14 protein-coding genes are annotated in these 13,805 nt (G+C 49.9%); 10 read left to right on the top strand and 4 right to left on the bottom strand.

What is annotated here, in order from left to right; genetic code table 11:
* Positions 1–220 precede the first annotated feature (220 nt).
* The 4 genes from bioD to PHT49_09310 are packed head-to-tail and all read left to right on the top strand — an operon-like array spanning position 221 to position 3,797.
* Positions 221–964, top strand: coding sequence for a dethiobiotin synthase (gene bioD / locus PHT49_09325; GenBank protein MDD5452078.1), 744 nt, complete (start codon positions 221–223; stop codon positions 962–964).
* Positions 954–2,309 (top strand): adenosylmethionine--8-amino-7-oxononanoate transaminase, encoded by a 1,356-nt coding sequence (gene bioA / locus PHT49_09320; protein ID MDD5452077.1) that lies wholly within the window; start codon positions 954–956, stop codon positions 2,307–2,309. Before bioD ends, bioA begins: the two co-directional genes overlap by 11 nt.
* The gene (locus PHT49_09315; GenBank protein MDD5452076.1) at positions 2,309–2,992 is read left to right on the top strand and encodes an alpha/beta hydrolase; all 684 of its coding nucleotides are present in this window, start codon (positions 2,309–2,311) and stop codon (positions 2,990–2,992) included. The genes bioA and PHT49_09315 overlap by 1 nt, the downstream gene beginning before the upstream one ends.
* A complete protein-coding gene (locus tag PHT49_09310) occupies positions 2,985–3,797 on the top strand; it encodes a class I SAM-dependent methyltransferase (GenBank protein ID MDD5452075.1) in 813 nt (270 codons plus the stop codon). Before PHT49_09315 ends, PHT49_09310 begins: the two co-directional genes overlap by 8 nt.
* Before the next feature lie 206 nt (positions 3,798–4,003).
* Here the strand turns inward: PHT49_09310 and PHT49_09305 are convergent, their stop codons facing one another.
* Complete coding sequence (locus tag PHT49_09305) at positions 4,004–5,089, bottom strand: hypothetical protein (GenBank protein MDD5452074.1); 1,086 nt, start codon at positions 5,087–5,089, stop codon at positions 4,004–4,006.
* Positions 5,090–5,221: 132 nt separating this feature from the next.
* Here PHT49_09305 and PHT49_09300 point away from each other — a divergent pair, with 132 nt between their 5' ends.
* The 5 genes from PHT49_09300 to PHT49_09280 all read left to right on the top strand — a co-directional run bounded on the left by PHT49_09300 (position 5,222) and on the right by PHT49_09280 (position 10,178).
* Positions 5,222–5,707 carry a CarD family transcriptional regulator gene (locus PHT49_09300; GenBank protein ID MDD5452073.1) on the top strand — a complete coding sequence of 162 codons (486 nt, stop codon included), beginning with the start codon at positions 5,222–5,224 and terminating at the stop codon, positions 5,705–5,707.
* A gap of 223 nt (positions 5,708–5,930) precedes the next feature.
* A complete protein-coding gene (locus tag PHT49_09295) occupies positions 5,931–6,872 on the top strand; it encodes an RluA family pseudouridine synthase (protein ID MDD5452072.1) in 942 nt (313 codons plus the stop codon).
* The gene (gene coaE / locus PHT49_09290) at positions 6,869–7,474 is read left to right on the top strand and encodes a dephospho-CoA kinase (GenBank protein ID MDD5452071.1); all 606 of its coding nucleotides are present in this window, start codon (positions 6,869–6,871) and stop codon (positions 7,472–7,474) included. Before PHT49_09295 ends, coaE begins: the two co-directional genes overlap by 4 nt.
* A 13-nt stretch (positions 7,475–7,487) precedes the next feature.
* Entirely contained in the window at positions 7,488–8,072 is a 585-nt protein-coding gene (locus tag PHT49_09285) for an HNH endonuclease (protein ID MDD5452070.1), read from the top strand.
* Between the two features lie 591 nt (positions 8,073–8,663).
* Positions 8,664–10,178 (top strand): MAC/perforin domain-containing protein, encoded by a 1,515-nt coding sequence (locus tag PHT49_09280; GenBank protein MDD5452069.1) that lies wholly within the window; start codon positions 8,664–8,666, stop codon positions 10,176–10,178.
* Positions 10,179–10,265: 87 nt separating this feature from the next.
* Here PHT49_09280 and PHT49_09275 read toward each other — a convergent pair whose 3' ends face one another.
* The 3 genes from PHT49_09275 to ettA form a co-directional block, all read right to left on the bottom strand.
* Positions 10,266–10,466 carry a cold-shock protein gene (locus PHT49_09275; protein MDD5452068.1) on the bottom strand — a complete coding sequence of 67 codons (201 nt, stop codon included), beginning with the start codon at positions 10,464–10,466 and terminating at the stop codon, positions 10,266–10,268.
* Between the two features lie 223 nt (positions 10,467–10,689).
* Positions 10,690–11,031, bottom strand: coding sequence for a translation initiation factor (locus tag PHT49_09270; GenBank protein MDD5452067.1), 342 nt, complete (start codon positions 11,029–11,031; stop codon positions 10,690–10,692).
* Between the two features lie 52 nt (positions 11,032–11,083).
* On the bottom strand, positions 11,084–12,769 hold the full coding sequence (ettA, locus tag PHT49_09265) for an energy-dependent translational throttle protein EttA (GenBank protein MDD5452066.1): 1,686 nt from the start codon (positions 12,767–12,769) through the stop codon (positions 11,084–11,086).
* A 322-nt stretch (positions 12,770–13,091) separates the two neighbouring features.
* On the opposite strand from ettA, the gene PHT49_09260 reads away from it, so the two are divergent.
* A complete protein-coding gene (locus PHT49_09260) occupies positions 13,092–13,313 on the top strand; it encodes a hypothetical protein (protein ID MDD5452065.1) in 222 nt (73 codons plus the stop codon).
* Positions 13,314–13,805 lie beyond the last annotated feature (492 nt).

The following is a 13,805-nucleotide window of genomic DNA, read 5'->3' as shown; positions in this document are numbered from 1 at the left end:
TCGTAAAAAGTCCATTCGCTGCGTTGTCCGCCTCCGGCGGATCACTGCGGCGTAGCTATGACATGGTTCACCGTTCACTGTTTACCGTTCACCGTAAGTGCATGGTTTGTTGACGGACAACGGATAACGGTCAACGGTCAACGGATAATAGGATTTGCGCGCCTTGCAACTGAAGCTTTTTACTGTGCCGTCCATACTTCGGTTTTTTGCGAGATCATCATTGATTAGATTACCTTCGATATTCATTACCGGCACGGATACCGGCGTGGGAAAGACGGTTATCACGTCCCTTCTGGCCTTGCTCTACCAGGAGGCGGGCGTAAGGGTCGGTCTGGAAAAGCCGGTCATAACCGGCGTGAAGGCAGGTGGGGATGCGGCCTTGGCAGGTGACCTGGCCTTTCTGCAGAAGGCGCTTTCTACCGGGGAGGGGCCGGTCTATTCCTATGCCTTTACTCCGGCTGTTTCCCCGCACCTGGCTGCGGCAAGGGCGGGTGTCACGATAGATCTGGCAAGGATTGAGTGCGATCATGCCGCAGTGCGTTCAAGGTACGACGCGGTCCTGGTAGAGGGTGCGGGGGGACTCCTGGCGCCTCTGAACGATGACTCCTTTATGGCCGACCTGGCGGCCCGGCTCAGGCTTCCTCTCGTCATCGTCAGCCGGCCTTCCCTTGGGACGATTAACCACACCCTATTGACGGTGTCTGTGGCAAGGCAGAGGGGTCTTGAAGTAGCCGGTATAATAATAAATAATTTCCCGGCCAAGCCGGGCTTGGCTGAAACAGATAATCCCGGCGCCATCGAAAAATTTGCCGGAGTGCCGGTTCTGGCTATTGTACCACGTATCACCGGCCTTTCCGTGGAAGAGGGAGAAGAAGGGGACCTTCAAAAGGTGGCTCAGGCCGTGGATAAAAAGTTTAACCTGCTGGAACGGCTTTCTCGCTGGGGGGAGGAACATGTCCAATAATAATTCTTTGCGCGCTGATGACCTGCGTTACCTCTGGCATCCCTTTACCCAGGCCAAAGAGTATGAGGCAGAAGAAGCGCCGATTATCGCTGCCGGAGAGGGCAGTTATCTCATTGACACCGAGGGGAGACGTTATCTGGATGGTGTGTCTTCTCTGTGGGTGAATGTGCACGGACATAGCTGTCCGGAGATCGACCGGGCCATTATGGCCCAGCTTGGTCAAATAGCGCACTCTACGCTCCTGGGATTAGGTAACGTACCCTCGATTGAGCTGGCCCGGGAGCTTATAGCCCGTGCGCCGTCCGGTCTTAAACGGGTATTTTATTCGGATAACGGCTCCACAGCGGTAGAAGTGGCCTTAAAGATCGCCTTTCAATACGCGCAGCAGACCGGGCACAAGCAAAAGACCGGGTTTCTTTCCTTTATAAATGCCTATCACGGCGATACCCTGGGCGCAGTCGGGGTAGGGGGGATCGACCTCTTTCACCGTATTTATGGGCCGTTGACGGTAAAATCCATGCGGGTTCCGGCTGCCTATTGCTACCGCTGTCATCTGGGGCTTGATTATCCGGACTGTGAACTGGCTTGTTTTAAGGAGCTGGAAAATACGGTAGCCGGACATGCGCACGAGTTGGCCGCCATTATCATCGAGCCCTGCGTCCAGGGCGCGGCCGGGATGCTGATCTGGCCGGATGGGTATCTCAGACGCCTGCGACGGCTTACGGAGCGATACGGGATACTGCTTATTGCCGATGAGGTGGCCACTGGATTCGGCCGTACCGGGACCCTCTTCGCCTGTGAACAGGAAGAGGTCAGCCCGGATCTGATGGCCCTGGCCAAAGGTATCACCGGAGGTTATCTGCCCCTGGCCGCGACCTTGACCACGGAAGAGATATTTGCCGCCTTTTATGGCGATTACGAGGAAGAGAAGACCTTTTTTCATGGACATACCTATACCGGGAACCCCCTGGCCTGCGCGGCCGCTCTGGCCAGCCTGCGCCTGTTTGAGACCAATCAGACTCTTTTATCATTAGAACCAAAAATCAAATACTTAAAAGAAAAACTGAAAGAATTTAATGAACTATCTCATGTCGGTGAGGTCCGTCAACGAGGATTCATGGTGGGCATTGAACTGGTCGAAGACAAGGCGACCAGGAGACCCTATCCTGTGTCCGTGCGGATGGGGAGGCGGGTAATCCTGGAGGCACGCAGGCATGGACTCATAATCCGGCCTCTGGGGGATGTGGTTGTGCTTATGCCGCCTCTTTCTGTGAGCCTGGAAGAACTGGAGGAGATAGTATCCATCACCTATAGGTCTATAAGGAAGGTTACGGAAGAAGGCTGATGGCGGACACTGAAATTCATATCAGGCCGGTTGGAGGCGGAGAATTTACCGGTTTAGAGGTTGAGCCGGAGAATGCGTCACCGGGGTGGTTATTCGTCTTGCACGGCTACGGCGGCTGTAAGGAAGAGATGCTTTCGCTATCCATATTCCTGGCGGGAAAGAGGATTCCAATCTTAGCCGCAGACCTGCCCGGCCACGGGGAGTGCGGCGGTTTGTTTGATTATGAAAATACGATGAGATGCCTGACTTACTGGCAGGAACTAAAGAAAAATCGTTTTGTTGCGGCCATAGGCCACAGCATCGGCGGCCGTCTGGTCTTGTCGCTTGACCTTTCCTGGAATGTGCTCATTTCACCGCCCCTTTCCACCGGTTTTGCAGGCGGGAAAAAAGAGATGATACGCGTTCTGAGACCCCGGCGGGTCAGGGAGGCTGCTCCTTTTGCCGGCCTGGTAGAGACACTAAATAGATTGGGCGAACATCTCCCGGCTGATCCTGATAAAAAGGGCCTGCTATTGTTCGGGCAATATGACCTTCCGGTGGTAAAGAAGACGGCTGAGGCAGCGTCGCCGGATAATTACACCGTCAAAGAGATAAAAGACAGTGACCATCACGACATACTTACCTCACGCGAGACGTGGGGTGTGATATGGGCGTGGCTGGCCGGGCAGGTGGTTCATGTCTGAGGCATTTCTCCATTATGACCAGGTGGCCTCCTCCTACGATCAGCCCCAGCACCACTTTTTTTACAGTCACCTGGCGGAAAAACTATGTATCCTGGCGCAAGAACACGTTCAGCCGGAGGCAATCCTGGACGTTGGTTGCGGCACGGGTATCTCTACAGTAGAGATCGTTAAACATTTCCCCGGGGCCGAGGTCACGGCGCTGGACCGATCCCCTTCCATGCTGGAGCTGGCCAGAAAGAAAGGGGATATAAGGACCGTCACATTCTGTTACGGACATACCAAAGACCTCCCGGTCTCCGAAAAAAGATTCGATCTCATTATAGCCAATATGTCCTACCACTGGTTGTCCCCCGGAGACCGGCGGGCCTTGAGGAAGGCCCTGAAGGAAAACGGCGTCCTGGTCATCTCCTTTCCTTTGATCATGCCCTTTCCGAAAAAAGAGGGGAACAGCCTGCTTCTGACCATCTTTCGGAGACTGAAAGAGATGCAGCCGGCCTGGCATCCGTTTCGGGGTACGCGCGGGTTAAACTGGAACGAGGTGGTAAGGAGTCTGCCGGGCCTGGTACCTATCCGCTTTGAACGATATTGTATGGAGGAGAGATTCCGCAGGGCAAGCGACTTTCTGGAAGTCCTCCGGGTGCGGGGTGTATTTTTTGGTTTTTTTGGGAATAAGGCCGCTGCGGCTGAAAATATTGCCGGGGCCTTGCTCCAGGAAAAAGAAGCTATTTCTTATGCCTGGCCTATAGGCATAGCTATTTTTCGCCGCGAAGGTCCGCAGAAAAAGCAAAAGACAAAACAGAACTAACCGGGAGGATTGGGGATTAACCCAAATACACCGTCTGATTAGGCTATCAAAATTAAAATCAGCAGATTACGGAGTATTCCTGAACACCAGCAAGATATTAGATGCAAGGCGCCGAGGATTGACGACTGAGGCGTATGGAGCAATACGCCGCAAGGAGGAGCGATCGAAGGCAACGCCGCAGATGATGTCTTGCTGGTGGATCAGGGTTAAAGTAAGTCCTTCCTTAATTGATCGGAGACCTCTTTGGTCAGATACAGGACGCGTTCAGAGAGGGCCTGGGGTAAGGAACCGGTGCCGCAACTGGGGGTAATAAGCGACTGCCTCAGCAGGGCCACCGGGGTAATCCCGTCTCCTGCCAGTTTCTGCGCCTCCTCTTTCCAGCGTACCGCCAGTGACGACACACTTTCTTTTTCAATATCAGCAGGGTTGGCAGTGGGCACTATGCCCCAGGCGATAATCTTTCCCCGGGCCAGGAAGGAGAGGATGGCCGGCCGGTAGAGTATAAACCGGTCGAAATAATTATAGGCATCAAAGCTGATAATATCTATATCGCTTTCCATGAGCAGGGACCAATCTGTATTGGCGCAGACATGCACAGCGGCCAGTCCACCGGCCCTGTGTATGGCCTGTGCCATTTCTCTGAGCATGGTTATTACATCCTGACGATTTATACTGACAAAGGCAGAAGATCCGTAACCGGCCAGGCCCGGCTCGTCAATAGAGACAAAGACCGGCGACTTGAATTGCCGCAGCACTTCCACCTGCCAGGCGGCCTTTAGTGACAAGGCCTTAACCGCAACATCACGCAGGCGTTCGTCATAGAAGGCACATCTTTTCTCCTGATCGTTAATCCCGGTCAGGAAGGTAAAGGGTCCGGTGATCTGTCCCTTGATGGCGTAGGGAGGTCTTGCCAACTTGCCCATACGGTTGATAAACGCTGCCAGACCTTTTCCGGTATGTGGCCCCAAGGCGAAACGGGACGTTAAAAGGGGTGAGTTGCCTTCGGAGACCGAGATGTAATCCTCATAAAAAGCAAGGAGTTCATCCTCAAAACCCGGCGAGGCCGTGTCAAAATATACCCGGTCGCCTTCGATGACTACTCCCGGCAGTTCCCCGGAAAATTGTGTGAGGAGCCGTTCTTCCGGATAGAACGGCAGTTGTATCCATAGCGGGATCTCCGGGACATAGGTTAACATCATGTCCAGGGCCTGCTCATGGTCTTTAAAGGGCAGGCTGCCGATCAGGGACGCCAGTCCATTGGCCGTGAATGATGGGATAGGGTCTAACGTCATGACAGTAAATTACAACGCGCATCCATAACACGGGGGCAGTCTTTCTGTCAATTTGTATTTGCCTTATTTAATAAATAATGTTAAATATTAATAATATTAAAATGTTTCTTTCAAATCGGAGGGTTGGGACGGATGTTTAAGGCAGGGGAATTAGCTGTGTACCCGGCCCACGGCGTAGGCGTGATAGAGTCTATTGAGCGCCGGGAGATCAACGGCGAAACACAGAACTTTTACATCATGAGGATCATTGATACCGACATGGTAATCATGATTCCTACCCACAACTTACAATCAGTAGGCGTTAGAAGCATTATAAACAAAAAAGATATTCCCATGGTGTTGGATATCTTGAAAGATCGAAGTGTTGAGATTGCGACCCAGACATGGAATAAGCGGTACCGGGAGTACATGGATAAGATAAAGACGGGTTCAGTATTTGAAGTGGCCGCGGTTTTGCGGGATTTGTACATATTGAAAGATGAAAAACCGCTTTCATTTGGTGAAAAAAAGATGCTGGACACAGCCATGAATCTGCTGGTAAAGGAGCTTTCCATAGCCCGTAATGTGAAAGAAGGCCGGGTCAGGCAGGATATTGAAGCGCTTTTTGACGCCTCATGACGGCCGGGCCACGTCTCAACTTCGAAATTTGGTATCAGTTTAGCTGTTTAAAAAAGTATTCTTAAATCCCTCCCAACCTTCCTTTTTCAAAGGGAGGAGAAACACTTCCCCCTTTGGAAAAGGGGGATTGAGGGGGATTTTAGCTCTTATAGCACCTTGCTTAGACATATTTTTCAGAAACCTAAAGTGTTACGAAATTTGAAATTGTAAATTTCACAATATCATGCCGGAGTTATTGTATGCGGAACCCGCGGACAAAGATCAGCGGGTTGACGTCTATTTGACGAAAAAGCTTGTTTCTCTTAGTCGTTCGCAGATCAACCGTCTTATCCGGGAGGGCCGGGTCAAGGTTAACGGAAAGACGGTTAAAGCCAGTCATAAGATTAACCCCCATGATTCGATAAGCATAGAAATCCCACCGCCACGTCCCTTAGGTATTCAACCGGAGAAAGTCCCCTTTACCATCCTCTATGAAGATGAAGACATCCTGGTCTTGTCCAAACCGCCGGGTATTGTAGTACATCCTGCGGCCGGGCACGGTAGCGGGACACTGGTGCACGGTCTCCTCCATCATTGTTCGGATCTTTCCGGCATCGGCGGCATTCTGCGGCCGGGTATTGTTCACCGTCTGGACAAAGACACATCCGGTCTGATGGTGGTCGCCAAAAATGATCGGGCCCATCAGGAACTGGCCGGACAGTTTAAGGCCGGAGAGGTTCATAAGAAGTACGTAGCGCTTGTGTACGGCGATTTTCGGGAAAAGAGCGGGATTATTCAGGCGCCTGTCGGCAGGCACCCCACCCAGCGAAAGAAGATGTCGGTAAAGAGCACAGGTGGCAGAGAAGCGATTACTATATGGCAGGTCATTCAGTCTTTCAACGGATTGACCTTCCTGGAACTGACCCTTAAGACGGGCCGTACCCATCAGATTCGGGTACACCTCTCTTCAATGCAGCATCCGGTGGTAGGAGACCCGGTTTATGGAGGTAAACAGAAGTGGGCGGATATCCGTAAGATAACCGTGAGAAACATTATAAAAGGTGTCTCCCGTCAGTTACTGCATGCCAGGGAGCTTGGGTTTGTACATCCCCGAACCGGCCGGTTTATGGAATTTCATTCCCCGATGCCCCCTGATATGCAAGAGATAATTGAGGCCCTTTCATGATAAAAATCGGTCTTACAGGCGGCCTGGCTACCGGGAAGAGCGCTGTTCTCAAGATGGTTCGGGCCTCGGGGGTGACCGTCATCGACGCCGACCGGCTCTGTAACGAGATAGCCCAGCCCTATCAGGAGGCCTGGCGGGAAATATATAGACATTTTGGCCGGGATTATTTCGCCCCGGATATGGGCCTTAAACGCAGCCGGTTAAAGCGGCTTATCTTTTCCGACCGGAAGGCGCGCCTGGCTTTGAACAAAATTATCCATCCCCGGGTAAAGGAGATTATTTTAAAGGATTTAGGAAAGATTGAGGAAAGTGGGACGGCCGATCTTGTGGTGGCTGAGGTCCCGCTACTCTTCGAGGCCGGCTGGAAAGACTGTTTTGATAAGACCGTCCTGGTTTATGCCCGGCCCGAGGTACAGATGGACCGTCTGATAAGAAGAGACGGCATATCCCTTGCCGAGGCCCAAAAGTGGCTCGCCGTTCAGATGCCTATTGATGAAAAGAAAAAACTGGCTGATTATGTGGTGGACAATAACGGCCCGCCTGAAAAAACCCGGAAACAGGTATTGTCTCTAATGACTATCTTGCGCGGCTATCCTGCATAAGGAGCATCCTTTGTTGAAGATATTAGATAATAAGGTATTGGTATTAAATAAATACTATCAGGCGGTTCATGTGACCACCGTACAAAGGGCCATCTGTCACCTCTACAAGGGAACGGCCAGGGTGATCACATCGGACTGGACCACTCATTCCTTTGCCGAATGGGTGAAAGTGTCACAATTCCATAACAACGGACGTTTGATTCACAGCCCCAGCTTTTCTATCGTGGCCCCGGAGGCCGTCATTCTCTCCCGCTTTGATCAGCTTCCCAAGACAGATATTATCTTTACCAGGGCCAACTTGTTTGTGAGGGACGCCTACGCCTGTCAATATTGCGGAAAAAGTGTCCGGGCCTCCAAGGACAGAAGTGTTGACCATGTCATACCCCGCTCCCGGGGTGGAAAGACCATCTGGTCAAACGTGGTCCTCTGCTGCAAGAAGTGCAACCTGAAAAAGGGGAGCAAGACCCTCGAAGAAGCCGGCATGACCTTATTAAAGAAGCCCCATGCCCCGCGCTGGGAACAGTTGCTGATGGAGGAATTCCCCTCCGGCAAGAAAAAGGAATGGAAAAAGTTCCTGGAATTCGCGGGGCTGTTCTAAGACCAAAGCGGGAACATGGACGCCAAGGGGCAAGCGTACCAGCGATTCCGGCAAGACCTTCCACAGATCAAACTCCCGTTTACAAATCCGGCACTGCATTACGCGTCTAACAATCGCTGCTGCAACAGCGTCTGCATGTCACGACGGCCATCGACAATCAGCAGAACATAGACGTTCTTGTCCATGACTCTGTAGATGATGCGGGAGATATTGTAAATGCCGTCAAACTCAGGCGGATGTCCCACTTATTCCCAATTCGTCAAGCACGTTCTGCATGAACGTCCCGCCAGTCCTGCCCAAAGTATAGGACATTAATTATGCAGGAGTCGATAATTAAGATTGATTCTTTGAGTAGTTCATGCAAACATTATCATAGTTGTTCCTCTCTGGAGCTAACTATAAGTTATTCTCATAAAACGAATAATCATATTTCTTCGACCGAAAGTAAAAGCGCTCTCACGCATTACCTAATAGTAGGTCAAGCAGAAAATATGCGTTGTATTTAACCCGGGGTCACAACAAATAAGACCAGTAAATGCTGAAAAGAGTACTTTAGACCTGAATCTCGGACCATAGCTGGGAGGTGTTAGAATGTGTAGTGCAATTTCAGGTAGCGAAACTATCGGACGGGGCTACGATGTTTTTGGAGAGTATGCTAACAATAAATCTGTAAAAGCACCATTGTTTGATTTTGGGCGGAAAATGAAAGCAGAGACCTGGGGACAGAAACAATATGAAATACCAGAATGTATTGATTTCATACCCATGGGGGATACAGATTATCTTCACGTTTATGGCAAAGATATATTTGAATATTACAGTAGTTTTAATTCAACAACAAAAATTGCAGGGAAGTATGCTTTTTTTTCAGGTTCCGTGGAGGTAGGCTTCGATAAAACCCTCTTTCAGTCCAGAGAATATGAATTTGTAACAGTACAGAATGTTGTTCGGGCCTACCGCCTAAGATTACCCGTGCATGTAGGAAATATGGTATTAGAGGAAGCCCGGCAGGATATTGATGCTATGGATCCTGTTGAATTATTCGATAATTATGGGACACATTATTTGGCAGACATCATCATCGGTGGGAGATTGGACTACAACTGCGCTGTTGAAAAGATGACTTTCAAATCTGAAAGCACTCTGACTACCGTTGCAGAGATGAGTTTAAAAAGCGCAATTGGTAATATTTCGGTTACAGACAGTAAGACTTATAAAGAACAAATTAGCAAATTCAATCAAAGATCGATTACCCGCACAAAAACTGTAGGCGGTTTAAAAATACTCGATGTAGAAGGTGAGCCCAATGCAAGGCTCTACGCAGATTGGTTGAAATCGATCGCTGATCAACCGAGATTAATAGAACTCCCTGATGTAAAAAGCCTTATTCCAATCTGGACATTGGTTTCGGAAGGAAAACAGAAACGGACTGATGACCTCAAAAAGGCATTTAGAGAATATGCCAAACAGCGCAGCCTTGGAATTGAAGTAAAAGAAACCAAGAATTTCAATGTGGTTTCCCAGACTCCATCAGCTGTCACCCCCAGACCTCCTTTTATTAAACTTAAAATGAAGCCATGGACCGTTTACCGGCCGATTATTGAAACCGGCTCTGGGTGGTATTGGATTGGCCACTATTCAGGCCCGGAAGATGGTAAGACCGTAATTCTCCAAGAAACCAAACCAGGCTCGCTTGCCAAGCCCATAGATTTTCAAATTGTTTGGACTGACGCTGGTTCCGGCTTTAATTGGGCTTGGTCCTTATGGAAAATTGTTCCGCCCCCCAGATATGTAGCTTTAGGGTATCTTTTCCTTTGCCGGCATAGCAGGACCGGGTGGGAAAAACCGCATGGTTCAGAAATCGAAGGGCTTAGGTGCGTCCATGAAGAACTGGTAAAGAAAGGTAAACTTAACAAAACACCCATTTGGGATGATATCGGCTTCAACGCAAGGGCGCAAACCAGCGTATGGAAAATTGAATCAAAGGATTCTGCAAAAAGCTGGGATGCAGGGACGTTCTATGCGGTAAAGGGGCGTAATTTCCCTGAGGATCCTGACGGCCCGTATTGCCTGGAAAGAGTGGATGAGCAGGAGGAAGATGACTAACTGAAAACGGTCTGGTGAGGACGGGGGGGGCAGGTTTTCATTATAAGATGCAAGGCTCCCTCCAGTGAGAGAGCCTTGCCCCGCTAATTAGACTTTTACGACATTGATTGCCTTGGGGCCTTTCGGGCCCTTTTCAGTATCAAAGCTGACCTTGTCACCTTCGGCAAGGGATTTAAATCCGTCGCCTTGGATGGACGTGTGGTGGACAAAAGCTTCAGTTCCATCATCGTTAGCAATAAAACCAAAACCTTTGCTGTCGTTAAACCATTTCACAGTTCCTTGTGCCATTTCTTTTACCTCCTTTTCTATAAATTGAAATCTCAGAAGGCCTCAACAAAAAAAAGCCACAAAGTCAAAAGTCTTTGTGGCCTCTGTAAACGCAAAAACTTCTAAAATTCCTGAGTGACAATACGATGTTCTGGAATAGTTGTCAAGGGGAAAAATAGAAGGGGAGATTATATTAAAAAAGTCATCCCGCAATTCTTCCTTGTCTATAGACCCTTTTCTATTCTCAGCCGCCGGAGCGTTTCGGTCTGCAGCCCATCTTCTCCAACACTATCATGATCGCGTCACGGTGGTCGCCCTGGATTTCGAGGGAGGTATCCTTAACCGTGCCGCCCGTGCCGAGCCTCGCCTTCAATTGCTTGAGGAGCGCCTCGCTTTCCTCCCGCGGCATCTGTAAGCCCTCGATGACCGTGACGGACTTCCCGCCCCGGCCTTTCCGGTCAAGCCGGACAGTAACCTTCTGCTGCGCGGGACGCAAGCCTGCCTGGAGATTCTTTGCAACGGGGTTCTCCTTCCGGGGGATCGCCTGTTCTGTGGAATACACTAACTTCGATTTTTCGTCGGGCATAGTTTAATTTTAGTACGCGTGGGGTATTTATCCTCCCCCTTTCGCGGAGCGCTTACCCTCTCGACAAATGCCTGTATTTGATGCGGTGGGGCTGGTCTGCGGCAACGCCGAGACGGGCCTTTCTGTCTGCCTCATATTCGGAGTAGTTCCCTCCGAACCAGACCACCTTGCTGTCGCCCTCAAAGGCGAGTATGTGGGTGGCGATACGATCGAGAAACCATCGGTCGTGGCTGATGACCATGGCACAGCCCGCGAAATTCTCCAATGCCTCTTCCAGGGCACGCATGCTGTTTACATCCAGATCATTGGTAGGCTCATCAAGCAGAAGGACGTTGGCCTCCTCCTTCAGCATGCGGGCCAGATGGACACGATTTCTTTCTCCGCCGGACAGCATGGAAACCTTCTTCTGCTGATCACTTCCGGAGAAATTAAAGCGCCCCACATAGGCACGTGAGTTGACCTGCCGTTTGCCGAGCTGAATGACATCCTCTCCACCGGAGATTGCCTCCCAGATGGTCTTATTCGGATCGAGGTCGTCGCGGCTCTGGTCGACATAGGCCAGCTTTACGGTTTCTCCTGTCCTGAGGGTGCCTGAATCAGGCTTTTCCTGGCCGGTGATCATCCGGAAAAGGGTGGTTTTTCCCGCTCCGTTAGCTCCAATGACCCCGACAATCCCGCCTGGAGGAAGGGAAAAGGTCAGGCCTTCCATAAGAATGTTATCGCCATATGCCTTGCTGACGTTTTCGGCATTAATGACTACATTACCCAGACGGGGTCCGGGAGGGATATAGATTTCGAGATCTTTTGACCTCTTTTCGCTATCCTGGGTGAGAAGTTCCTCATAAGAACTGATGCGCGCCTTCGATTTTGCGTGGCGTCCCTTGGGAGACATCCGTATCCACTCAAGCTCGCGCTGAAGGGTCTTCTGCCTTTCGCTCGCGGTTTTCTCCTCCTGCTGCAGGCGGTTTTTCTTCTGTTCCAGCCAGGAGGAGTAATTCCCTTTCCAGGGGATACCCTGTCCCCTGTACAGTTCCAGAATCCACCCGGCGACATTATCAAGGAAATAGCGGTCGTGAGTCACTGCGATGACGGTGCCCGGATAGCCTTGCAGATGGCGCTCCAGCCAGGCCACGGTCTCGGCATCGAGGTGGTTTGTGGGCTCGTCCAGGAGCAGGATGTCAGGTTTCTGCAGGAGGAGTCTGCAAAGGGCTACGCGACGCCTTTCCCCTCCGGAGAGGATATTAACCGGTGTATCGCCTGGTGGACAGCGCAGGGCATCCATGGCCATCTCCAGGCGTGAATCCAGGTCCCATGCGTCCAGCGCGTCCAGCCTTTCCTGCACCTCTCCCTGACGCTCGATAAGCTTGCTCATCTCATCATCCGACATCGGCTCAGCGAATTTTTCATTAATGAGATTGTATTCGTTAAGGGTATTTACTATCTCCTGCACCCCTTCCTCCACAATCTCCCGTATTGTCTTTTTGTCATCCAATTCCGGTTCCTGCGCGAGGAAACCTACGGTGTGGCCGGGGGAAATGGCCGTCTCTCCGTTGAACTCTTTGTCCACTCCCGCAAGGATACGGAGAAGGGAGCTTTTTCCTGACCCGTTGAGACCAAGGACTCCGATCTTTGCCCCGTAGAAATAAGAGAGATAGATGTTTTTCAAGACCGGCTTTTTATCATAATACTTGCTTACCCCGATCATGGAATAAATAACCTTATTCGGTTCATTGCTCATCTGATTCCAAATCCTTTCTTTACAAACCTTGTAATGTTTCCAGCACGTCGAAGCCTATGGAATTTGTAAATATACCATACCGCCCGGACAATGCCTATTATTTCAGTATGCCCAAATCCACCGTCCGCCCTAGGGCAAGACGTCCCGCCAGTCCCCACCCTAATACATTGTCAACTTAGAATCTTAAGGGCGTTCCACATTCCCACACCATCTGTTTTCCCGACTTAAGGAGAACCAGACCGACCGGGCCAGTGCCGAAGCTTATTGCCTTTTAAAGTTTACAGTGCTATAGTTCGATAAAACTTCAGAAGGGGGGAGATACGTGACACAGGCGCTTAAGGTTGATAAATTAATTCTGAACGGTATCAAAATGCTATCAAGCCGGGAAAAAGAGGAAGTGCTCAATTATATAGAGTTTTTGAAAATAAAAGAAGACCACGATTTCATCGAATATGTCAACATGAGAACCAGAGAGGCGATAGAATCTAAAAAAAGGGGGGAGAGGTTTTCTTCATTAAAAGAACTGCAAAACGAATATGCATAAAACCTACCGCCTGGAAATCTCGCCTGCAGCCAAACGGGACCTTAAAAAATTGCCGGGGCCGATCCAAAAAAAGATCGTTTTCGAACATCTTCCAAAAGTAGAGAGGGAACCCTATGTTAGCAGTGAACCACTGATAGGAGCTTTAAAGGGAGAAAGGTCTTACCATTTTGGCAGAAAGCCAGAATATCGGATAATTTATCATATTGAAGACGATCTAATTACCATTACCATTATTGGGACAAGGGAAGGAATTTATAAGAGAGCCAAAAGGCAAAAGAGATAGATTTATCGCAATAATCTAAACTCAACCTGGAAATCCTTGCCCGCGAAAATGGGTTGCAATTAATCGAACAAGGTTTTGTTACTTTTTTACCAGCGTTATATATTGAAGCATCCAGAAGTTACACCCCCAATGGTGGCATAGAAAGAAATAATTATCTATCTACCAAAAAAAGGAACCTCCTGTTAAGAAGAAAGAGTAAGCACCACCAA

The sequence above is a fragment of the Desulfovibrionales bacterium genome, assembly GCA_028715605.1.
Classification (GTDB): domain Bacteria; phylum Desulfobacterota; class QYQD01; order QYQD01; family QYQD01; genus QYQD01.
Note: the sequence above shows the minus strand (reverse complement) of the source record. Positions and strands in the feature narration are given on the sequence as shown.